Below are 20,173 nucleotides of genomic sequence, written 5' to 3'. Positions count from 1 at the left end.
AGCGTTGTACCCTTTATGTCATTTCCGCAAGTCGTGGAGCGACGCGTCGGGAATCTGTGGTGAGCACGACATTAGTAAAACTCTAAGAGACACTAATGAATCGATTAGTGCTTAACATTTTTTTACCGCTATTACTTCTCCGGCCAAGAAAACGAAGGCGATGGCAAGCTCTGGAACTTTAGAGCGAGACTTTACAACACCGATTTCAACCGTTTCTATGCTTTAGACCCCGCCGACCAGCAATTCTCGCCCTACGCCTTCTGCGGAAATAGGAAGAAAAAAGAATTTACAGTAAGAATTCGTAAATCCGAATAAATAATTCAATACAAAGGTAAATCCTAATTAAATTCAATTAAGCTTTTTCTAAAATAAACCTTGGATCAAGCCCGAGTTTTGAGTGTAGCTTTTTTGCTAAACTCAAATTTATTTTTCTCTTTTTTGAAAGAATTTCAGAAATTCTTGTCGGTGCAATACCCAATTTTTTTGCCAAATCTTTTTGGTCTAGATTAAGTTCATACATTTTATATCTTAAAGCATCTGGTATTGTGGTTGGTTGGGGAATTTCCCGAAATGAACTTGGCAGAGATTTATCCTCATAGGCTTCAATTGCTTCAGAAATCATTTGCATTTTCATGTTCGTTTCAGGATCATTTCCATCAGGATTTTTTTGTGCCCAAGTTTCAAGTTTCTTTATTGCGGCAGTGTATTCTGATTTTGTTTTGATTTTCATGAGAGATATACTAATTAAAGTTTTGATACAAAAATAACCCTATTATTAATTCAATCAATTAATAATCAATTTGCTCTATGGTTTTAGGATCGATTTTATCATATTCTGCATGTGTTCCAATAAATTTGATAAAGACAGTACGAATCTTAAAGTGTACAAAAGCAATTAATCTATATTTATTACCCTTGATGTTGAAAACATACCTTCCGTTTCCGATAAAATCAGCAGAAGGGTAATGTGCTTTCAAATCAGCATGATTCTTCCAACTAGCTGACTTAACAGAATGGTACCATTCTTGTAATGGAATAGAGGAATCAGCATGTGCCTTAATAAAAGCAATAAACGGATATTTTTTTATTATAACCAAACTTAGAACTAAATTACAATTTATGTAACTTAGAAATATAGAAAAAATAATTAAAACAAAAAAGAAGTTCTTAACACAAGGTAAGAGGACGGATTAAGAAGATGGATTTAATGCCTACCTTCGTAGGCGGCGACCCGACACTAAAGTTCCTAAAATACATCTCCGGCCAAGAAAACGAAGGCGATGGCAAGCTCTGGAACTTTAGAGCACGGCTTTACAATACAGACTTCAACCGTTTCTATGCCTTAGACCCCAACGGCCAGCAGTTCTCTCCATACGCCTTCTGCGGGAATTCGCCGCTGATGTTTGTAGATAGGAATGGGGAGTTTTTCAATATTTTTGGAGTATTTAACCTTATTACACAAATATATGAGGGAAATATAAAGAATGTATTTGACGGCCTTGATGCAGTAGTAAGTGGCTCTATTAGTAGGGTTGGTTCAACGCTTGGAAAGGGGTTAACTTATAGTATTCCGATTATAGGGCCTATCATCGCCGGTACAGATGCGCTAAAGAATTTAACCTCTTCACTCAGCATTCCATTTAATTTTACAAATTCGGTCTTCTCACTTGATTTTACGTGTTTAGAAAATTCAGTTAAAATTTTTCTGGGAGACTATTATTTGGATGAAACAAAAGGATTCTGGGAAAAAATAGGGAGTGGAATACTCCAAAATAGTTGGGAGCAACCCCAATCAAATATTGGAGCTATAACCTCACAATGGATGAACCTAACAGGAAATGTGGACGAGGTCAGATACTTTGGTGGAGTAACTTTTTCAGTAAGTTATAACGGTAAAGGAAGTGGTGTTTCCTTAGGTAAGCATATCTGGGCAGACACACCAAATTCATCATTTGATATACTTAATGACCCCCTATTGATGCACGAATATGGTCATACTTTTCAAAGTCGAAAGTTGGGATTTAGATATTTGTCTAATATTGGTATCCCCAGTTTATTGAGTGCTATGTCAGCACAGTGGGTAAGAAATGACCCTTGGGGTGCTAGAATTAGCACGCATGACATACAAGATTTTGAAATGGAGGCCAATCGATATGCGGCGGATTATTTTGCAAGGTATGGGGTGAATTGAAATAATTTTGAAAGAGACTACCCTCGGATTTATCCTCGACAGAGTCAATTTCCTCCAATTTTATTAAGAAAATAAATTTATTATATATGTGGAAAAAAATATTTCTTTTAGCATTATTTACTTTATCATTAGTTGGTTGTGTCGGGAGATATAATGTAAGTCTTTCTAATAATTCCACTGACACCCTTCTCTATTTAGTAGGGGCTCAACCATATCCAGACCCGTATCAAGGATCAATACATCCAGATACAACTTTACCATCTTTTAAGCCTAATTTTAGTAAACTTATACCCGGTGACACTCATTACATAATTGACTACACGTATTTGTATTTGGGTGTCTTTAGCGATGATTATGAGACTATTTTACGCAAAGAAATTGGTTCATCATCAGATACATTATCAATTTACATATTTGATCCCGATACAGTCGCCAAATACAGTTGGGAAGAAATTCGTGCTGGATATAAGATAATTGTAAGATATGACTTTAGTATTGAAGAAATAGCTCGACTCAATGGAAGACTTACTTATCCGAGATAAGTAATAGGATAGAAATTACTACACGGGCCAAGAAAACGAAGGCGATGGCAAACTTTGGAACTTTAAAGCACGGCTTTACAACACCGACTTCAACCGTTTCTATGCCTTAGACCCCGCCGACCAGCAGTTCTCGCCCTACGCTTTCTGCGGAAATTCGCCGTTGATGGTTTTGAAAATATTTATTAAAGTACTAAGGAGGGAAACATTTATTAAAATATGACTTAGCACGGATACTACTATTAAAGAGTATTCGAGTCAAGAATTTTTAGTCCATCAATATTCGTAAAATCGGCGATATTCCGGGAAATGAGTGTTAAATCATAAACAATTGCGGTAGCGGCAATTAAAGTCATAAACAATTGCGGTAGCGGCAATTAAAGCGTCCCCTAAAGCAATTTTTTTGGATTGCCTGATAGAAATTGTGAGGTTTACTACATCTTCACTGATTGGTAAAACAGTCACAAGTTCAATAAATCGATATACCGGGGTTAATTGATTTTCTGTAGCACCTTTCCAACCTAATAATTCAATCTTTGTAATAGCAGAAATAATTATTTCTAAGTTATTAAAGAAAAATTTTGCGCTTGGAGTAAGCTTGTTTCCGAAATTATCAATGATAACATTGGTATCGATTAAATATCTCTGTTCCATTCTTTTCGCGCCTCTTCGGAGTGGGCTTTTAATGATTGATAATCACTTTCCGATAAAATACCACAGAAATCAGAAAAGGTCTTTTTTGGGGAAGCAAACTTTTCAGGTACGACTTCGTCCAAAGCATAAATCAGTATTTCAATCTTTTTACCGATATAGTTTGGAGGTATGCTCAAGTTATAACTGTTCTGTTGAGGAGTTAAAATTTTCTTTATCATATACCGACATATAGAAAAAAGGTATAAACACGATACTCAAAATAGATTTGAATCAAATTTCAGAATCTGACAATATACGAAAATTTAGTAGCTTTTAAACTGAGTAAACCTCTGTATGTGAAAAGTTCTACTGATATACTTGAGGAAAAATTGTAAGAGCAAATCAGAAGTGACAGACCTTCCCACCTCTAGTATAATAAAGTATGCAACTGTAGGTAACGGCCTAACATAGTGGTACCGCTATTACTTCTCCGGCCAAGAAAACGAAGGCGACGGCAAACTCTGAAACTTTAGGGCACGTATTTACAACACCGACTTCAACCGTTTCTGTACCATTGACCCCTCCGATCAGCAGTTCTCGACCTACGCTATGTTATTGAAACTAAGGGCAAAAATTTATAAGCTACATTTTGGTTTTTGAAAACAAATAGTTATCTAAGATGAACAATAAAAGAGCCTCATGAGAAAAATCTTAGGAAAGTACATCGAATCCGACTCTGAAAAAGGAAATGGTGAATTGCGTTTCATAGGGACGAGAATCGCGGTAGCAGATGCACTATTTTATGTCTCTAAAGGGAAAACGTTTCAATCTATTTCAGAAAAATATAATTCACTTATTCCACCTGAAGCTGTTGCTGAAGCTGTAGAATTAGCTATTAAATCAATTCGAGATGTACATACTCGACGAGAATATCGCACAAGAAGAGCGAAAAAAACTTCGGCTGTTTAAGATACCCTTCCGTCAAATCGGGGTTGAAATCGGGCAAAAAGGGATGCAAGATGTTAATCATATTCTCCCTCTCCTTCACTCCCTCAAAGAAGTAACTTTCTTTACAAGGGATAGTGATTTTGAAAAATTAAATTGGAACCACTAATCGTATTGCCTTGTAGTTTTAAGAATACAGCCAGACCAAGTGGCAATTGCAATCCGCCGATTTCTTAAACACCCAAGTTTCAAAACAAAGAAAAAAAGAATGGGGAAAACAATCCGAATTGGAGAAAACGAAATTTCGATTTTAATTTCTGGACCAGTTTAATTCAAATCTCATTCTAATAATTTTTTCAACCGCTTCTATGCCATAGACCCCGCCGACCAGCAGTTCTCGCCCTACGGCTTCTGCGGAAATGCGCCTTTGAAGTATGTGGTAAGGAATGGGGAGTTTTTTGTTCAACCAGAGCTCTTTATTTCTACTGGATTGAAATCAACTCGTCAAGCACTCAAGTGAGCTCATCAAGGTCGCAGCAATCAGGGAGTTTTATCCAAGCAAAGAATATCATGCTGGTGAAGTAATAAATTCAGTGAAGAAAAAAAGTGAAGAGTGAAAAGCGAAGGTGATTGAGTATGTCAAAATCACCGAGCGGAAGGAGTTAAAAAATTGAAAATGTGTGGGGGGATCTCTTGGTCGCTTTATTCTTAATTAGAAAATGAGATTCATTTCAAGCGAAATGGAATTTTTAGCGAGTAACTTGAAAGATTAAAACACCTAAGGTAACCACTGTCGCAAAGAGTGATAATATCGGTGAATATTCAGAGAGTACCTGAGAAAATGTTTTTCTTACTCTTTTCGGGGCAATAATCCAATCGCCGGATTCAATGATGGTTTCGCCGGGGTTTTTCCATTCATCGCTTCCTGCTTTCATAATTTTAACATCGCCGGAAGATTCCGAGGTTTCACCGCCCGCCGCTAAAATATAGTCCTCCACTTTCCAACCGCTTCGATATTTAATAAAACCGGGTCGTTGAACTTGACCGACGATATACACGGTTTGATCATCCTTTGGGATAATCACAACATCGCCATCTAAAAGCTCAATATCTTTATTGCTCTCTTTTGAGAAAATCTCGTTAAAATTCGCGGATACAAAATTTCTTCTTGCCGCAAAATCTAAATCAAAGGTTTGTGCCTCTTCGGAACTAAGGTTGCTCCCACGAACAATTCTTGCCCGTTCGAAGCCGGGGTCTGTCACGGATATCGGTTCTCTTGCATTTGGATCTTCCGGTTTTGGTTTTCTAAAAATCTTTGCACCATTTAATAATGCATTTTCAGTAAATCCTCCGGCAAGGGTAATGACTTGCTTTAATGTCGTTTCACCTTCATGAATTGAAAAATAACCGGGGTATTTAACTTCTCCTTTAATCGTAATATTTCCTAATTTTTTATGTTTTTTTTCTGGAACTTGAATACGATCGTTAGGAAGAAGTGGGAAATTCGGCTCTTTTCCTTCAATTACGCGAGTTAAATTAATAATTTTGGATTCAAAGGTGCCATTATTCTCTCGTACCAATTGTACCTGTTCTAAATCAGCATTTTGAGTTCCGCCTTGGGCAAATGAAAATAAGGTGAGAAGGCTATCGGACGGATGATATTCACATATTAATGGAATTTGTACTGCCCCATAAATTCCTATTTTATCAACTTCTCCTGCTGCGGCATTTTGCACTGTAACAACATCACCCTCTTGAAGATTCGGATTGGTTGATCGATCTCCGGTTAAATAAAACCGCAATAAGTCTGCTTTAAATACGCTGCCATTTTTTCGACGGATAGAAATATGCCTGAGCGATGGTTGAATAAGCGGGCTAGCATTTGGATAAAGCCTAACCGAGAGCTTGTCACTATTTAACCGATCACTTTGAATATTTGGAGCCAACTGTGTTGGCTCTGGGGGAGAAATGTTTGATTGCAAAATCACTTTATCCAAACGGTCAAGCGAAGAAACAACATATTTTCCGGGGGTTTTAACAGCGCCTGAAATTGCAATAATGAATGAACGAGGATTGGATAAAGAAACATTGATTGCTTCGTCTTTATAGAGTCTTTTTAATTTTAAAATGATTTCAGGTTTAATTTCACTAAGATATCTTCCCGCGGCTTCAAATGAACCAACATTTGGGATGTTTATTTTACCTTCAACATTCACGCTAACCCTAAAAATAACCGGGGTTACACTCGCAACACTAATTTCAAATATATCTCCTGAACCTAATAGATATTTACTTGGGTCAATGACCCCTTCAAGAGGAAAAGATGGAAATACAGGAGAGGCTTGAGTGGAATTCGATAAACGGTCGATGGGGCTTTGATCTTGATTAAATGATGAAAAGTAGTTCTTGAGAAGAAGAGAACGACTTTCCCCTGCCGGCGTAGTCGTATTTGATTGATCGCCAAACATCCGTAGTTGATTTAAATCTTGGGCGGAAAGAGAAAACGCGTTGACGAAAAGGAAACTGAGAATGAATAATGAGAGCCGAGTCATCAAGTGAATATTGAAATTGAAAGAAATAAAGATAAAGAACCGCCTTTTATCCTACAATGTAAAAGCGAAGCCGGTTAAAGATTTGTTCGTTGATCCAATCAAGAATCTCAATTTCTTAAAACTGGCCGCGAAACTTGTTAAACAAATAAAGTATGAGGCTTAAGAAGAGTGAGATTAAAATCATACTACCCAAGGGAAAATAGAACTTGATATTTGGGTAGTCCAATTGAAAGTCAAGCGGCAATCGACCAAACCAAGAGAAAGGGTGGATTCCTACTCGATTCAATCCCCAAATCCCAATCCCGACGAAGAGAAATAAGATTCCTAGAGACACAAAAAGTTTTGCAAGAGAATCCACGCGGCTTTGTTATTTTCATTCTTAAAGGAAAATCAACCTTAAGTTGCTCAGGTTGGTTTACAAAAGTAATATCAAATTAGAAATGCTGAAATTTCCAACAGAAAAAGATTTTCTGGATCATATCAATCCGGCGCTTCGCGAAATGACGCCTTATGCTGTTGTTGGCGGGCAAGTAGCAGAAGTAAAACTCAATCAGAATGAAAACCCGAATGACATCCCAAACGACTTAAAATTAGATATCCTTAATACTTTCTATAAAGAAGAATGGAACCGATATCCCAATTTATTCCCTCAAGAAGCCATTGAAAGTTTTGCAAACCATATCGGTGTGCCAAAAGAATGTGTGATGGGCGGAAATGGATCCAATGAACTGATTTACACGATTTTTTTGGCTACTCTGTGGCGTGGTGCAAAAGTGCTGATTCCCACGCCTAACTTTTCGCTCTATGAGAAAGTCGCGGGGATTCTTCAAGCAGAGATTTTGAAAGTTGGAATGACGGATGAACTCGATTATGATGTTGAATCTATTTTGGAGGAAGCCGAGCGCTCAAGGCCTAATCTGATTACACTCACCACACCCAATAACCCAACGGGTAAATCACTAAAATTTGAAGATACACTTCGCATTGTTGAAGAATCCAATGCTATTGTTCTGATTGATGAAGCCTATATCGAATTCTCTCGGCAGAAGTCAGCGCTTTCGCTTATTTACGATTATGGAAATGTGGTAATTCTAAGAACCTTTTCAAAGGCATTTGCAGCAGCAGGGTTAAGAGTCGGGTTTGCGATCAGTAACCCCGATTTAATCGCTGAATTGCTGAAACCAAAGATTCCCTTTGCCTCGTCTCGCCTTGCTGAAATTACAACTGTGAAACTCATCGAACGGTATGATTTGATACAATCTCAAGTGAATTCGATTTTAGAAGAGCGAGCGCGAATGGAAATTCTTTTGAAAGAAATTCCAAATACAAAAGTCTTTGAAACCGATGCGAACTTTTTCGTGATCCGAGTTTCCGATCCAAAGCAAGTATTTCAATTGCTTCAATCAAGAAATATCTTGGTTCGTGATGTCTCGTCTTACCCAATGATGACGGGATGTTTACGCGTGGGTATTGGGAAAAAAGAAGAAAACGAACGGCTTTTGAACGCGCTTGCCGAAATCATGCCTTCGTTTTCAAAATGACGCTGGAATGGGAAATTGCAACAAGGTTTATTTTCTCAAGTAAGAATGGGCGAGGGAAAAAGGCGTCGTTTCTTGCTTGGGCTGCGGCTTTAGGCGTTTCACTTGGAACCTCAGCACTGATTATCGCTTTGGGTATTGTGAATGGATTTTCAGAAATCATTCAATCCAAATTAATTGGCTTTGGGTCGCATATTAATGTGAGCCACTTAGGAAATAAAATGGTTGGTTATTCCAAAGCCTTTGATTCATTACTTACCGTAATCCCCAACATTGAAGCCGTTTCTCCCTACCTACAATCAAAAGCAATTCTGAAAGCGATTGACAAAAAAGAGTTGAATTCAATTGATGCGATAATTCTGAAAGGGATAGACCCGAAACGAGATGTTTCTTTTTTAAGAAATAAAATAATTGCGGGAAAATTTTTAGATGAAATAACTCTTGAAGACCACAATCCCACGGTTAAAATTCCAATTGTGATTGGAAAAAAACTCGCTTCAACCTTGGGTGTTTCAATCGGAGAAGACCTTTTGATAATCGGTTCAAAAGAGGAGGAGGAGTCTTTTTATGAAATGAACCTAACGATACGAGATGTCATTTCTTTGATGAGGCTACGAAAGGGAACCGTTATCGGCATTTATGAAACCGGCCTTTCTCAAGGATTCGATGAAGTGCAGGTCTTTACAAATTTAACTGCACTACAAGCTTTTTTGAAAAAAGATAAAATGATTTCCGGATTTGATTTGAGAACAAACGATTTCACTCTACTTGGCGAAACCGAACGAATTGTTAGTCAATACACCGAGTATCCGATGTATTCACAAACCGTCTTTGAGCAATACTCAAATATCATCTCTTGGCTAAAACTTCAAGAAAACATCATTCCGCTTTTGCTTATTGTACTAACGGTTGTGGCTTCGTTCAATATCATTTCCACGTTGCTCATTTTTGTTCTTGAACGCACAGAGGAAATAGGGATTCTTCTCACCATAGGATTTGACCCAAAGCGAATTCAAAGGGTATTTACCATTCAAGCAATGATTATTGGAGGAATTGGGATTGTGATTGGGAATCTATTATCTTTCCTTCTTACAATTTTGGAAAAGAACCTTCACATCATCGGCTTGCCGGAAGAGACCTATTACATATCAGAATTACCCCTTTCGTTCAATCCGTGGCATTATCTAACGGTTACCATCCTTGCCTTTTTTGTGTGTTATGTTGCCTCATTTATTCCTTCACGAATTGCCTCTCGATTAAAGCCTGTTGAAGCACTGAAATTGTAATTCAATCTTTGGAGTTAATCATTTTTACTTAACTTCATAGACACATTCCAATAATTATGACATCACCAAATATGGATATTGCTATTTCTGAATTAGAACGCTTGGAAATTGACTTTCAACGGTGGAAAGAGAAGAATCAAGCCAATCCAGAGCTCTCTCAAAAGTTTGAAAACCTCAGTTGGGAAAAGATTGAACCGCTTTACACCCCGCTTGACACTGAACCAATTTCTTATCAGAATGAAATTGGAAACAGCGGTGAATTCCCATATACCCGTTCTATTCATCAAAATCTTTACCGTGGCAAATGGTGGACAATGCGGCTCTTTTCGGGCTTTGCCACACCAGAAGAAACCAACGCGAGATACAAGTTTTTATTAGAGCGAGGTCAAGACGGATTATCGGTTGCTTTCGATTTACCGGCATTAATGGGTTGGGATTGCGATCACGAAATGGCCTCTGGAGAAGTAGGGGTCTGCGGCGTGTCATTTTCGTCGCTCGCCGATATGGAAGTAATATTTGAAGGCATCAATTTGGAAAAAGTATCCACATCAATGACCATCAATTCTACAGCAATGATTGCCCTTGCTGCATTTATTGCAACAGCGCAAAAGCAAGGACGAAACCTGAAGCAAGTCCGCGGAACGATTCAAAACGATATTTTGAAAGAGTATATCGCTCAAAAGGAATACATTTTTCCACCAACGCCCTCGATGCGCATTATCACTGATATGTTTGAATATTGTGCCACCGAGATGCCAAAATTCAACCCGATTTCCGTTTCAGGTTATCACATACGCGAGGCCGGTTCAACCGCGGTTCAAGAGCTTGCATTTACGCTTGCCGATGGCTTTGCGTATTTGGAAGCCGCAATTGAACGTGGAATGAATGTCGATGTGATTGCGCCGAGAATCTCATTCTTTTTTAATTCTCACAACGATTTCTTCGAGGAAATCGCAAAGTTCAGAGCCGCAAGAAAAATTTGGGCAAAGCGGCTTCGATACAAATACGGTGCGAAAGAAGAACGCTCTTGGCAATTGCGTTTTCACACGCAAACAGCAGGATGCACGCTTACGGTTCAACAGCCTGAAAACAACATTGTGCGTGTGGCGTTTCAAGCGCTTGCGGCAGTTCTTGGTGGCACACAATCTTTGCATACCAATTCAATGGACGAAGCCCTTGCGTTGCCAAGTGAAAAGGCAGTGAGGATTGCTTTAAGAACGCAGCAAATTATTGCCAATGAGACGGGCGTGATTAATACTGTCGATCCACTTGGCGGTAGTTACTACCTTGAATCACTGACAGTGAAAATTGAAGAAGCCGTTGAACGCTATTTCGAGAAAATCGAGGGAATGGGTGGAATGATTGAAGCAATCGAAAGAGGATTCCCACAAAAGGAAATCGCGGATGCGTCTTACAAATATCAGCAGGAAATTGACCGTAAAGACCGCATCATCGTCGGTGTCAATGACTATTATGAGAAAGATGAAAAGATTGATATTCCGATTCTTAAAATCACACCGGAATCTCAGCTCATGCAAATTGCAAGGCTAAGGGAACTCAAAGCATCAAGAAATCAAGAAGATGTACAAACTGCGATCCGCGAGATTCGCGATGCAGCGAAAAATCAAACCAATTTGATGCCTTCGCTGATAAAAGCGATGCACGCGTATGTCTCATTAGGCGAAGTGTGCAGTGTTCTTCGTGAAGAATTCGGAGAGTATCAAGAAACGCCGGTTTTTTAATGATGGATTATAAAAGATTCTATTCAGGGTAGAGGAAAAATCAATGTCAAACGAAGAAGAAATCTTGGTTCCAATGGCAGAGCCACAAGTTTCAAAATTAGTTCCAAATCACATTGAAACCCTTCAGCCATATAAAGCAGGTAGAAGCATTGAAGAAATTCAATCCCTGTATGGGTTAAAAGAAGTTCATAAACTTGCTTCGAATGAAAACCTTCTTGGTGCATCACCCAAAGCAATTGAAGCAGTTGTTGCCGCAGCAAGCGGTGTCAATTATTATCCCGATCCACTTGCATTAAAGCTTCGCGGAAAGCTGGCGGAAATGTTTAAGCTTAAAATCGAAAATGTGATTGTTGGTGCGGGTTCAGAAGGCATTATGGCAGATATTTTGCGCACCTTCATTTGCGATACCGATGAACTCATCACTTCTCAAAATACTTTCATTGGCTTCAAAGTACTTGCAGATTCAAGCGGTTTGAAAGTGCAGTATATCCCAATGAAGGAAAACTACCGATTTAATCTTGACGCCATTGGAGAAGCGATTAACGAGCGAACGAAAGTGGTGTATCTCTGCAACCCCAATAACCCAACAGGAAGTATTTTTACGAAAGATGAATTTGACCGCTTTATGCAACGAGTTCCGGAGCGGGTTATCATCATTTTAGATGAAGCGTATTTTGAATTTGCGGCGGAAAGTTTGGATTACCCCGATTCGATGTCGTATCGTTATGATAATGTCATCACTTTGAGAACTTTTTCGAAAGGATTCGGGCTCGCCGGGCTTCGTGTGGGGTATGGCTTTGCTCATGAGAAATTCATCAATAACCTATTAAAAGTAAAACTCCCGTTCGAGCCCAACATGCTTGCCCAAGTTGGCGCTTTGGCAGCGTTGGATGATGAAGCGTTTTTAGCCAAAACAATTGCTAACAACCGCCAAGGGTATCATGAGTTTACTTTTGCTTTTGAGGAATTAGGTCTTGCTTGGGTGCCGTCGCATGCCAATTTTGTAATGATTGATTTGAAAAGTGAGTCAAAAGTGAATGATGTATCGGAAGAACTTTTGAAAAGAGGAATCATCTCTCGGCCTTTAAAGGCTTTTGGATTACCGCATTGTTTGAGGATTTCAATCGGAATGATGCATCAAAATCGAAAATGTATTGAGGCACTTAAGCAAATTTTTTCCAAGCCTTAATCGCCGATGTGCCTGTAAAGATAGCTCATTGCTGCAAACATCCACGCGGTTGACCATCGCATGTAAGGAATACGATTCTTGTACCATTTCTTTTCCTGATAATAAAAGTACCCCTTTTTCGAATACATCGTTCTTTTCATATAATCCATAACCCCTAAAGCAGTTTTTTTATATCCAAATCTGACAAGCGTGAAAAGCGACTGTGCGGCCGATGTGGCATCAATCGGGAAACGGTTGGCGTCATAATATTTCGGTGCCCCATCTGAATCAAAAAAATGCGTTACATAATATTCAAGACCTTTATGAAAAGCGTGTGAAATGCTTTGATCGCCTGAATACGAACGGTAATCATCGAGGCAATCGAGTACATAACCGGTATGAAAATTATCAGACCAAACACGAGTATCACCTTTCGAATAAGACCAAGCACCGGATTGATGCTGCGCCGCCATTACATAACCCACTGTATGTCGTGCTTCTTCAATCAGTTCCTTATCCCCGCTAACCGAATACACTTGAGATAAAAGCCGTGCCCCTTTCATTGTGGCGTTCAATACGGCTTGCTTATCGTAGGGAGAGTAAGACCAGCAAAATTCTTTTGAGCGATCGGGCAAAAAAGTGCGGTTTAAATCTTTACGGACAAAGTTTGTTGCTGAAAGACATAGGTCAAAAGCTTCTTCAAACTTAAACTCTTGAAAGGCTGTAAAGAGAGCATTGGTTACAAATCCTGTTGCAACAACAGTGGGTGTAAAACGAGGAATTCGTGCGTATTGAGCCTCCCAATCGAAATCATAACCCCACGCAGCACCGCTGTACTTATTCGGGTGATAATTTCTTGAGTCAAATTTTTTTAACTCCGAGATAAGAAATAGCGATTCCTTTTTGAAATTACTATAACGCTCGGGTATCGCTTTTGCAAGGTTACTATAAGCATAGAGTGAAAGTGCTAAAGTCACAGGATTGTATCCTTTTCTGATACCAAGTAGCGGGCGAAGATTAATAGGGAGACGCCGAAAAACCTGCTGAAACCCCCATCTGAGAATTTTATTTGAATTGAGAATCGGCAGCGTGAATAGTGGAGACATTAAGCCATCATAAGGGTCGTACCCACGATACTTCTCGAAGCGAATATAGGTTTCAGTTTCTACAAGGGTTTTGAGCAGTTCAATTTTTGAAATCATTGAGATTGGCGATAAACTTAGTATTCAAACCCAAAGCGAAAAACAAAGATACTGGATTCTTCAAGAGCATTTGTTTCTGTATTTCGATCGCTCCGAAATTGATATCGAAAATTGAGCAAGTAGTTTTTCCAAGGCTCAAAAGTAATTTCTCCACCCAATAAAACCCCACGATGAAGCACGCCCGCAAGAAAGGGTGCATTTTCAGGATCAACGGGGCGATATGGGACACGAATGTCACCGCCAACATTTTCGAGAATGCTGCCATCGGGTGCCAATCGATTTCGGCCGTGACGACTTCTTGCCGCTTCAAATTGAAAACGGATACGATCGCTAAGATTGTAATTCAAGCGTGCATAGAGTTCATCAGAATTAGGTTGAAGCCGATGGCCTGAACCGATGCCCCAAGAAGAGTAAACATTTTTGGGATTCCAATGAGTATAAACATAAGGGCGAATGTAAGTGTATTCGAAGACAGCGGAAAAATTTTCAAGACCAAAGGGTTCGTAAAGAAAAGCGCCAATTTGGTAAGCCCATTTATTGGAAAAGCGATTGATGTTACCGAAGTCGGGTGTTTCATCCATTAAGAAGGTGGCTTGAAACTCAAGGTTTTTGAAAAAGTGGGTTTGGATATCAAAGAACATCAAGCCATTGTCACGGTCTTGAAGCGATTGCTCAGCAAATTTATAAAATAGAAATGGGTTGAGATATGCAAAGTCGATTCCACGATCGGAGTAAACCACAATATCGCCGATACCAATATCAAAGAGTTCCGTAAATGCGAGCTTAACGCGGTGAATTGCAAAATACTTGGTAAAATTATCAAGTCTGTTAAAAGAAAAATCCCCCGGAACAGACAAATGAACTTGAGAGTAGTGAAGGGCACCATAGGATAAATTAAACTTGAGCATATCCGGAGCCGGGGATTCTCCTGACCAAACGAGCCTGCTTCCGTAGCCTAACCCATAGCGAATATCTTCGCGCCCGAATTGAACAGAAAGATGAAAATCTTCTTCTGGATCGGTTTCGTAACGGATGTAGCCCTCGGTGAAGTCATAACTTGCAAAAGCATCAATATTCTCAACAAACTTGAAATTTGCTTTTAAGATTGGGCGAGCAAGCAACATAAGTTCCCGATCGCCTCTTAAAAAACCTTTATAAAATGCAAGGGCATATCCTAAGTTTCCTTTAAGCGTTCCTCTCGCTCGAAAGCCCCCATCCCAAATCATAGAGGTTCGCCCCGAATTCGGGCTGAATTGATAAGGGTTTGTCCCATTACCCATCATATCGATAAAGAGAGTGCTTTTGTCTGAAAGGCGACGGAAATAGAAGAACTTTTCTTTGTCTGAAAAAAACATATCGCCCAAACGGTAGCCGAAGTTTTCGGCACCATCAATCAATACAGTACTTAGTTCTTTATCCTCAATCAATTCCTCACGGTAGGTGAGTTTATAGCGCTCAAGCAAAATCTTTTCGGTGGAAGAAAGCAAGTCGCGTTTAGATTCAATTTCATCAAGTAATTTTGAAAGCTCACCACGAGATAGGTTGATATTATCGTCATTGTATTGAGCAATAATTTTCTTCACTCGCATTGTCTTCAGAAAGTCATATACACTCACTGCACTATTCAGATTGAAAAAGGGAACCATATCGGCTTGCCCAAGTAAATTTTCTGCGGTAAAGAGAAAAAAAGAGGTGATGATGATTGCTCTTACGGTCACAAAATTGAAGCAGTAGCTATACATGTCAAGTAAAGGAGAGTGAAACAACAAGTTTTGATTTAATAGAAAGAAATTTAACACCTTTCGGGTGTTCGTGAGTAACTGGTTTGGTACAAACAAATAAAAATTAAAAGAATGGTGCTATAACGCGCCCTTCCTTCCGTTTTTTGGTGTAATTGCAATTGCAAGCAACTTTTGAAATTTCTCTAACATTTTTTCTGGAGACTTGAGCTTATTGACTCCGTGAATCAAGCTTCGTTTCTTGCCATCGGTAAGTGAATCAAAATTCTTCGAAGCTTTTCGATCAGATTTAAGAAAAACTTCAATGAGAGGTGGAATTTCAACGCCAAGCGGGCTTGAATCTTCTCTGATTTCAAGATGAACCGGATCACCGATCTTCAACTTCAATGATTTCACATAGCGTGTCGCAAAAATGATGTAATAATTCCCGTCCCCTAAGTGGTTTAAGCCACAGTAGAGCCGAAGTCGATTATTGAACGAAACGCAAAGCCGGGTTTCTTTTCCATTGGGGAATCGGCTAACAATTTCACTTTCGATAGAAAAAAAGTAGTAACCGCCTTTCTCTTTGGGAAGTTGATTAAGAACCGATTCCAACGATGCAAGAAAGTTCATTTTAAATGCGATGAAATAAATAAGTGACTAGAATGATTACAAAGTTATCAAATTGAAACAAAGTGGAATGGAGAAAAGGAGAAAGGGGGTTAAGCCGATAGCGTGGATTATCAAGTAATTAATAAGAAAGTGATAATCAGGAGGTCACTTTTATTCCTTCAAGTTTATCTTCCAAATCAGCATACAGTTCGCGGAGCTTCTCTAAATCATCCTCCGAAGCGTTCCATAGGCCACGGCCGGCGGCTTCGAGCATTCTGCCGGTCATATTTTTTAATGCTTCCGGGTTGAGTTTTTCCAGTTTATTTCGCATTTCCTCATCAAAAAGAAATGTTTTGGCTGATTCATCAAATACCCATTTGTCAACAGACTTGGTTGTGGCAGACCAGCCCAAGAGATAAGTGAAGCGAGAGGAGATTTCTGCGGCACCGCTTCGCCCGTTTTTGAGCATTGTATCATACCATTTCGGATTCAAAATTTTGGTGCGTGCTTCCATACGAATCATTGAATCAAGATTCTGAATGTTTGTTTCGGAAGTGTAGGATTCGATATAGCTGACGGACACTTTTTTTCCGCTGCGTTTTTCAACGGCTTGGCTCATCGCGCCGGATTGTGCAAAGTAATGTTGATGATCGGTTAGCCCATATTCAACTGAATCGATTTCTTGAGAAATTCGATCTACTTTTTTCATCATCAATTCCAAAACCAAAGTGTTTTCTGTTCCGCTTCGCTTGCCTCCGTATGAATAGGAATTCCGCTTGATGAACATATCGCCGAGTTCATTTTCTTCTTGCCACGATGACGATTCGATTTGATCATCGACATAGGTGCCGTAGTCGCCTTCGCGCTGCGTGAAGATTCGAGCGGTGGCTTGTTCAAAAGTGATTCTTTTTTCCGCCATAATTTCATCGACATGTTTCCGAATAAAATTCATCTCGTGAGGTTCATCTGCAGAAGCGGCAAGTTGTACCAATCGGTCAAGAAAATCCATTTGCATCCCAAAAGTATCGCGAAATATGCCGGATGCTGTCATGAGCACATCAATTCTAGGACGCCCCAATTTTTCAATCGGGATAAGACCATACGAAGAAATTTTTCCCTGTCCATCCTTGATCGGTTCAGCACCAAAGAGACCAAGAATGATGGCCACGGGCTCGCCTTTTGTTTTAATGGTATCCATTCCCCATAGCACTTGTGCGATTGTTTCTGGATAAATCCCATTTTCTTCTTGGTGGGCTTCAATTAATTTTTCAGCGATGTGAGCGCCGCGTTTCATTGCAAGATCAGATGGAATTCGCCAAGGATCCATTGCATGAATATTGCGACCGGTTGGCAATACAGCAGAACCATCTCGAATAACATCGCCGCCGAATTGTGGTAGTGTATATCCACCTTCGAGAGCATTTAGAAGCGAGTGAATTTCATTTTCGTTGGTTTGCAATTTGCCAAGAAGGTCTTTACCTGCATTAACAATTTTAAGAAGTTTTGCTTCATCTTCGGGAGAAAGATTCTTCAAAAATGATTGCAGGTCTTCAGGTAAATGATTGTGGGAATCAAGATTTCGATTGATGTGGTTACTCTTCATCGTTCGTTCATTTTATGGTTTTAGCTGATCAAATGTAATCAAGAACGATTGAAGTTAAAAGGGGAAATGAATGTTGAAGCGGGGGTTCGAGAAAATCGAGTTATGAGATTCAAAAAAATTCGGATAAGCCTCGGTGAAATTCTTAAGTGAAAATAAGCGATGCCAGTTTTCCTAAAAGATCTTTTTCTGTGATATCGCGTTTATCTTCAGAGGGTATATCAAAAGCGATTTTACCGAAACTCATAATAATGATGCGGTTTCCGAGTGTCGCCGCTTGCTCCATTGAGTGAGTAATCATGAGGGTTGTCAGTTTGTACTTTTTAATCACAAGGTTAGTGATATAAAGAATTTGCGCGGTTGACTTTGGGTCAAGTGCGGCGGTGTGTTCGTCAAGCAAAAGAATGCTGGGTTCATTCAGTGTTGCCATCAAAAGGGTTAAAGCCTGACGCTGTCCACCGGAGAGTAGTCCTATCGGTGTATCCAATCGGTCTTCTAATCCCATTTCGAGTTCAGCGACTCTTTCTTTGAGGTAGGCTTTTTGTTTAGAAGATAGTCCAAAACGAAGCGTTTTGGGTTTATCGCGAAGTGCCGCCAATTGCAAGTTTTCAGCGATGGTCATGCTTGGGGCTGTACCGCTGTAAGGGTTTTGAAATACACGTCCAATATATTTTGCTCGCTTAAAATTGGGTTGGCGAGTTACATCGTTATTATCGATGAGAATCGATCCGGTATCTCCAAAAAAGCTTCCGGCAATTGCATTTAAGAGAGTGGATTTTCCACTGCCATTGGCACCAATGACCGTAACGAATTCGCCACTGCCAATTGTAAGATTTACTTCGCTGAGTGCTTGCACCTCATTTGCGGTGCCTCTTCCAAAAGATTTTGAAAAATTTTCTAAGGTAATCATGAATAAATTTATCTGACTAATGTGAGGGTGAAAAGATACAAGATTTCAAGAAAAGAAGTGATTAATTCTTATCGCGTTTCTGTTAATCTATTTCACATTCAAGTACAGCCGTGCAAGTTTCTCATTTCTTTTTTCACGTAAAAATTCTTTCGCTTCGTTTAGGTTTTCAAATCTAAAGTATTGAAACTCAGAAGCAATGTAAACCAAATTGCCTACAATACTTGCCTCAAATCCAACTTGAGCAGCTTCATTTTGCAACTTAATAACCAAATTTGAAGCAATAGGATTGTTTTTTCCTTCTTCCGGTTTCCTCATTTCTACAATTCAGATTAAAACATTTCCGTTTCAGGGAGGAATTTCGCCGTTTCGGGCAGTTTCGGAAAACCTCCAAAAAGAAAGTCGCGTAATTTTAAGCGATTTTATAATAACCAATTTGAAACATCAATGAAGCGTAAAATAGTCTCAATTGCCCTAATGATCGCAGTCATATTTATTGGGCTCTTTTTCATCAATGGATTTATAAACCCCGGTGAAGCTCAAAAAGAAAACCAATTTCAAGAAAACACTTCTTCAATAATTCCGGTAGAAATTGCGGAAGCGAAGAAGCGCTCGGTACAAAAGAAACTTCTCTTTCGCTCAGTTCTTGAACCAAAGCGTAATGTCACTCTGATTAGTGAAGGCTCCGGAAAAGTGCTTTTTGCTGCGGTTTCATTGGGCGATAAAGTTGCTAAAGGTCAAGTGCTTGTCAAACTTGAAAGCGAAGTTCAAGAGGCACAACTAAATGCAGCCGAAGCAAGGCTACTGAAAGCAAAGAAAGATGTGACGCGTTTGCAAGATCTGAAGAGAGAGAATAATGTTTCAGAAACCGATCTCGAAAACGCCGAACTCGAGCTCTCTTTAAGGGAAAGCGAATTCAAAGAACTCCGAAAGCAGTTTGAAAATACAAGACTCACGAGCCCATTTACAGGATATGTGGTTGAAAAATCGGTCGAATTAGGCATGAACCTCCAAATCGGTACGCCGGTCTATAAAATTTCTGACCTGAGCGAACTCAAACTCATTGTCTATGTGCATGAATCCGACATTGAGAATATTCACAAAGGGTTAGCGGTTCAAGTTAAGATTAATAACAAAAATGAAACCTTCAAAGGTGTGGTCAAACAGATTGGAGTCCTTGCTGATAACAGCCGAAAATTTCCGGTCGAAATCGTTCTTCAAAACACTCAATCCATTCACTTGTTGGCCGGTGTCTCTGCGACCATCACAATGCCTTCAATTCAAAATGAGGCGCTCACCATTCCCCGAATTGCAGTTCTCAAAGAAGGAGAAGCAAATTTCGTTTATCTCTATCAAAACGGTAAGACGGTGAAAACAATGGTAGAAATCAGTGAAACCCGTGAGACAGATGTCATTATTCATAACGGTTTAAATGAAAATGAACAAGTGGTCGTTAAAGGACAAAATCTTATTGAAAAAGAGCGCCTGACAGGGAGAGACCTTTCACAGATTACTTTGAAAATTTATCAAAACTAAACTT

20 protein-coding genes are annotated in these 20,173 nt (G+C 39.4%); 8 read left to right on the top strand and 12 right to left on the bottom strand.

Translation table 11 applies throughout. The features are described from left to right. Window positions 1-352 precede the first annotated feature (352 nt). Complete coding sequence (locus SFU91_05745; GenBank protein ID MDX2128522.1) at window positions 353-730, bottom strand: helix-turn-helix domain-containing protein; 378 nt, start codon at window positions 728-730, stop codon at window positions 353-355. Between the two features lie 58 nt (window positions 731-788). Continuing rightward, on the bottom strand, window positions 789-1,097 hold the full coding sequence (locus SFU91_05740; GenBank protein ID MDX2128521.1) for a type II toxin-antitoxin system HigB family toxin: 309 nt from the start codon (window positions 1,095-1,097) through the stop codon (window positions 789-791). A gap of 110 nt (window positions 1,098-1,207) precedes the next feature. Here SFU91_05740 and SFU91_05735 point away from each other — a divergent pair, with 110 nt between their 5' ends. Then, window positions 1,208-2,191, top strand: a complete 984-nt coding sequence (locus tag SFU91_05735) for an RHS repeat-associated core domain-containing protein (GenBank protein MDX2128520.1) — start codon at window positions 1,208-1,210, stop codon at window positions 2,189-2,191. A gap of 86 nt (window positions 2,192-2,277) precedes the next feature. Further along, window positions 2,278-2,733, top strand: coding sequence for a hypothetical protein (locus SFU91_05730; protein ID MDX2128519.1), 456 nt, complete (start codon window positions 2,278-2,280; stop codon window positions 2,731-2,733). A gap of 318 nt (window positions 2,734-3,051) precedes the next feature. Here the strand turns inward: SFU91_05730 and SFU91_05725 are convergent, their stop codons facing one another. Both SFU91_05725 and SFU91_05720 read right to left on the bottom strand, forming a co-directional pair. Beyond that, on the bottom strand, window positions 3,052-3,384 hold the full coding sequence (locus SFU91_05725; GenBank protein MDX2128518.1) for a type II toxin-antitoxin system VapC family toxin: 333 nt from the start codon (window positions 3,382-3,384) through the stop codon (window positions 3,052-3,054). Next, entirely contained in the window at window positions 3,366-3,602 is a 237-nt protein-coding gene (locus tag SFU91_05720) for a hypothetical protein (GenBank protein MDX2128517.1), read from the bottom strand. The genes SFU91_05725 and SFU91_05720 overlap by 19 nt, the downstream gene beginning before the upstream one ends. A 460-nt stretch (window positions 3,603-4,062) precedes the next feature. On the opposite strand from SFU91_05720, the gene SFU91_05715 reads away from it, so the two are divergent. Beyond that, window positions 4,063-4,332 (top strand): DUF433 domain-containing protein, encoded by a 270-nt coding sequence (locus tag SFU91_05715; protein ID MDX2128516.1) that lies wholly within the window; start codon window positions 4,063-4,065, stop codon window positions 4,330-4,332. 725 nt (window positions 4,333-5,057) lie between these two features. On the opposite strand, the gene SFU91_05710 is transcribed toward SFU91_05715, so the two are convergent. Further along, on the bottom strand, window positions 5,058-6,776 hold the full coding sequence (locus tag SFU91_05710; GenBank protein MDX2128515.1) for an SLBB domain-containing protein: 1,719 nt from the start codon (window positions 6,774-6,776) through the stop codon (window positions 5,058-5,060). Between the two features lie 199 nt (window positions 6,777-6,975). Next, window positions 6,976-7,194 carry a DUF2905 family protein gene (locus SFU91_05705; protein MDX2128514.1) on the bottom strand — a complete coding sequence of 73 codons (219 nt, stop codon included), beginning with the start codon at window positions 7,192-7,194 and terminating at the stop codon, window positions 6,976-6,978. 106 nt (window positions 7,195-7,300) lie between these two features. Here SFU91_05705 and hisC (SFU91_05700) point away from each other — a divergent pair, with 106 nt between their 5' ends. The 4 genes from hisC (SFU91_05700) to hisC (SFU91_05685) are packed head-to-tail and all read left to right on the top strand — an operon-like array spanning window position 7,301 to window position 12,615. Beyond that, the gene (hisC, locus tag SFU91_05700) at window positions 7,301-8,401 is read left to right on the top strand and encodes a histidinol-phosphate transaminase (protein MDX2128513.1); all 1,101 of its coding nucleotides are present in this window, start codon (window positions 7,301-7,303) and stop codon (window positions 8,399-8,401) included. Continuing rightward, a complete protein-coding gene (locus SFU91_05695) occupies window positions 8,398-9,684 on the top strand; it encodes an FtsX-like permease family protein (GenBank protein ID MDX2128512.1) in 1,287 nt (428 codons plus the stop codon). Before hisC (SFU91_05700) ends, SFU91_05695 begins: the two co-directional genes overlap by 4 nt. A 56-nt stretch (window positions 9,685-9,740) precedes the next feature. Beyond that, complete coding sequence (locus SFU91_05690; GenBank protein MDX2128511.1) at window positions 9,741-11,426, top strand: methylmalonyl-CoA mutase family protein; 1,686 nt, start codon at window positions 9,741-9,743, stop codon at window positions 11,424-11,426. A 43-nt stretch (window positions 11,427-11,469) separates the two neighbouring features. Continuing rightward, window positions 11,470-12,615, top strand: a complete 1,146-nt coding sequence (gene hisC, locus SFU91_05685) for a histidinol-phosphate transaminase (GenBank protein MDX2128510.1) — start codon at window positions 11,470-11,472, stop codon at window positions 12,613-12,615. Here the strand turns inward: hisC (SFU91_05685) and SFU91_05680 are convergent. The 6 genes from SFU91_05680 to SFU91_05655 form a co-directional block, all read right to left on the bottom strand. Further along, entirely contained in the window at window positions 12,612-13,796 is a 1,185-nt protein-coding gene (locus SFU91_05680) for a hypothetical protein (protein MDX2128509.1), read from the bottom strand. The two genes, hisC (SFU91_05685) and SFU91_05680, sit on opposite strands and share 4 nt — an antisense overlap. 17 nt (window positions 13,797-13,813) lie before the next feature. Next, complete coding sequence (locus tag SFU91_05675; protein MDX2128508.1) at window positions 13,814-15,538, bottom strand: hypothetical protein; 1,725 nt, start codon at window positions 15,536-15,538, stop codon at window positions 13,814-13,816. A 117-nt stretch (window positions 15,539-15,655) separates the two neighbouring features. Then, the gene (locus SFU91_05670; GenBank protein MDX2128507.1) at window positions 15,656-16,147 is read right to left on the bottom strand and encodes a YdeI/OmpD-associated family protein; all 492 of its coding nucleotides are present in this window, start codon (window positions 16,145-16,147) and stop codon (window positions 15,656-15,658) included. A gap of 136 nt (window positions 16,148-16,283) precedes the next feature. Continuing rightward, complete coding sequence (locus SFU91_05665; protein MDX2128506.1) at window positions 16,284-17,729, bottom strand: cobaltochelatase subunit CobN; 1,446 nt, start codon at window positions 17,727-17,729, stop codon at window positions 16,284-16,286. 142 nt (window positions 17,730-17,871) lie between these two features. Continuing rightward, entirely contained in the window at window positions 17,872-18,636 is a 765-nt protein-coding gene (locus SFU91_05660) for an ATP-binding cassette domain-containing protein (protein MDX2128505.1), read from the bottom strand. Window positions 18,637-18,723: 87 nt separating this feature from the next. After that, window positions 18,724-18,951, bottom strand: coding sequence for a hypothetical protein (locus tag SFU91_05655; GenBank protein ID MDX2128504.1), 228 nt, complete (start codon window positions 18,949-18,951; stop codon window positions 18,724-18,726). Window positions 18,952-19,080: 129 nt separating this feature from the next. Here SFU91_05655 and SFU91_05650 point away from each other — a divergent pair, with 129 nt between their 5' ends. Further along, a complete protein-coding gene (locus SFU91_05650; GenBank protein ID MDX2128503.1) occupies window positions 19,081-20,169 on the top strand; it encodes an efflux RND transporter periplasmic adaptor subunit in 1,089 nt (362 codons plus the stop codon). The last annotated feature ends 4 nt before the right edge of the window (window positions 20,170-20,173 follow it).

The sequence above is a fragment of the Chloroherpetonaceae bacterium genome (genome assembly GCA_033763895.1).
Lineage (GTDB): Bacteria > Bacteroidota > Chlorobiia > Chlorobiales > Thermochlorobacteraceae > JANRJQ01.
Note: the sequence above shows the minus strand (reverse complement) of the source record. Positions and strands in the feature narration are given on the sequence as shown.

Coding starts and splice junctions, on each gene's coding strand:
- SFU91_05745 (MDX2128522.1), bottom strand. CDS start 730: ATGAAAATCAAAACAAAATCAGAATACACTGCCGCAATAAAGAAACTT.
- SFU91_05690 (MDX2128511.1), top strand. CDS start 9,741: ATGACATCACCAAATATGGATATTGCTATTTCTGAATTAGAACGCTTG.
- hisC (MDX2128510.1), top strand. CDS start 11,470: ATGTCAAACGAAGAAGAAATCTTGGTTCCAATGGCAGAGCCACAAGTT.
- SFU91_05735 (MDX2128520.1), top strand. CDS start 1,208: ATGCCTACCTTCGTAGGCGGCGACCCGACACTAAAGTTCCTAAAATAC.
- SFU91_05710 (MDX2128515.1), bottom strand. CDS start 6,776: ATGTTTGGCGATCAATCAAATACGACTACGCCGGCAGGGGAAAGTCGT.
- SFU91_05695 (MDX2128512.1), top strand. CDS start 8,398: ATGACGCTGGAATGGGAAATTGCAACAAGGTTTATTTTCTCAAGTAAG.
- SFU91_05715 (MDX2128516.1), top strand. CDS start 4,063: ATGAGAAAAATCTTAGGAAAGTACATCGAATCCGACTCTGAAAAAGGA.
- SFU91_05725 (MDX2128518.1), bottom strand. CDS start 3,384: ATGGAACAGAGATATTTAATCGATACCAATGTTATCATTGATAATTTC.
- SFU91_05675 (MDX2128508.1), bottom strand. CDS start 15,538: ATGTATAGCTACTGCTTCAATTTTGTGACCGTAAGAGCAATCATCATC.
- SFU91_05680 (MDX2128509.1), bottom strand. CDS start 13,796: ATGATTTCAAAAATTGAACTGCTCAAAACCCTTGTAGAAACTGAAACC.
- SFU91_05650 (MDX2128503.1), top strand. CDS start 19,081: ATGAAGCGTAAAATAGTCTCAATTGCCCTAATGATCGCAGTCATATTT.
- SFU91_05720 (MDX2128517.1), bottom strand. CDS start 3,602: ATGATAAAGAAAATTTTAACTCCTCAACAGAACAGTTATAACTTGAGC.
- SFU91_05670 (MDX2128507.1), bottom strand. CDS start 16,147: ATGAACTTTCTTGCATCGTTGGAATCGGTTCTTAATCAACTTCCCAAA.
- SFU91_05660 (MDX2128505.1), bottom strand. CDS start 18,636: ATGATTACCTTAGAAAATTTTTCAAAATCTTTTGGAAGAGGCACCGCA.
- hisC (MDX2128513.1), top strand. CDS start 7,301: ATGCTGAAATTTCCAACAGAAAAAGATTTTCTGGATCATATCAATCCG.
- SFU91_05730 (MDX2128519.1), top strand. CDS start 2,278: ATGTGGAAAAAAATATTTCTTTTAGCATTATTTACTTTATCATTAGTT.
- SFU91_05655 (MDX2128504.1), bottom strand. CDS start 18,951: ATGAGGAAACCGGAAGAAGGAAAAAACAATCCTATTGCTTCAAATTTG.
- SFU91_05665 (MDX2128506.1), bottom strand. CDS start 17,729: ATGAAGAGTAACCACATCAATCGAAATCTTGATTCCCACAATCATTTA.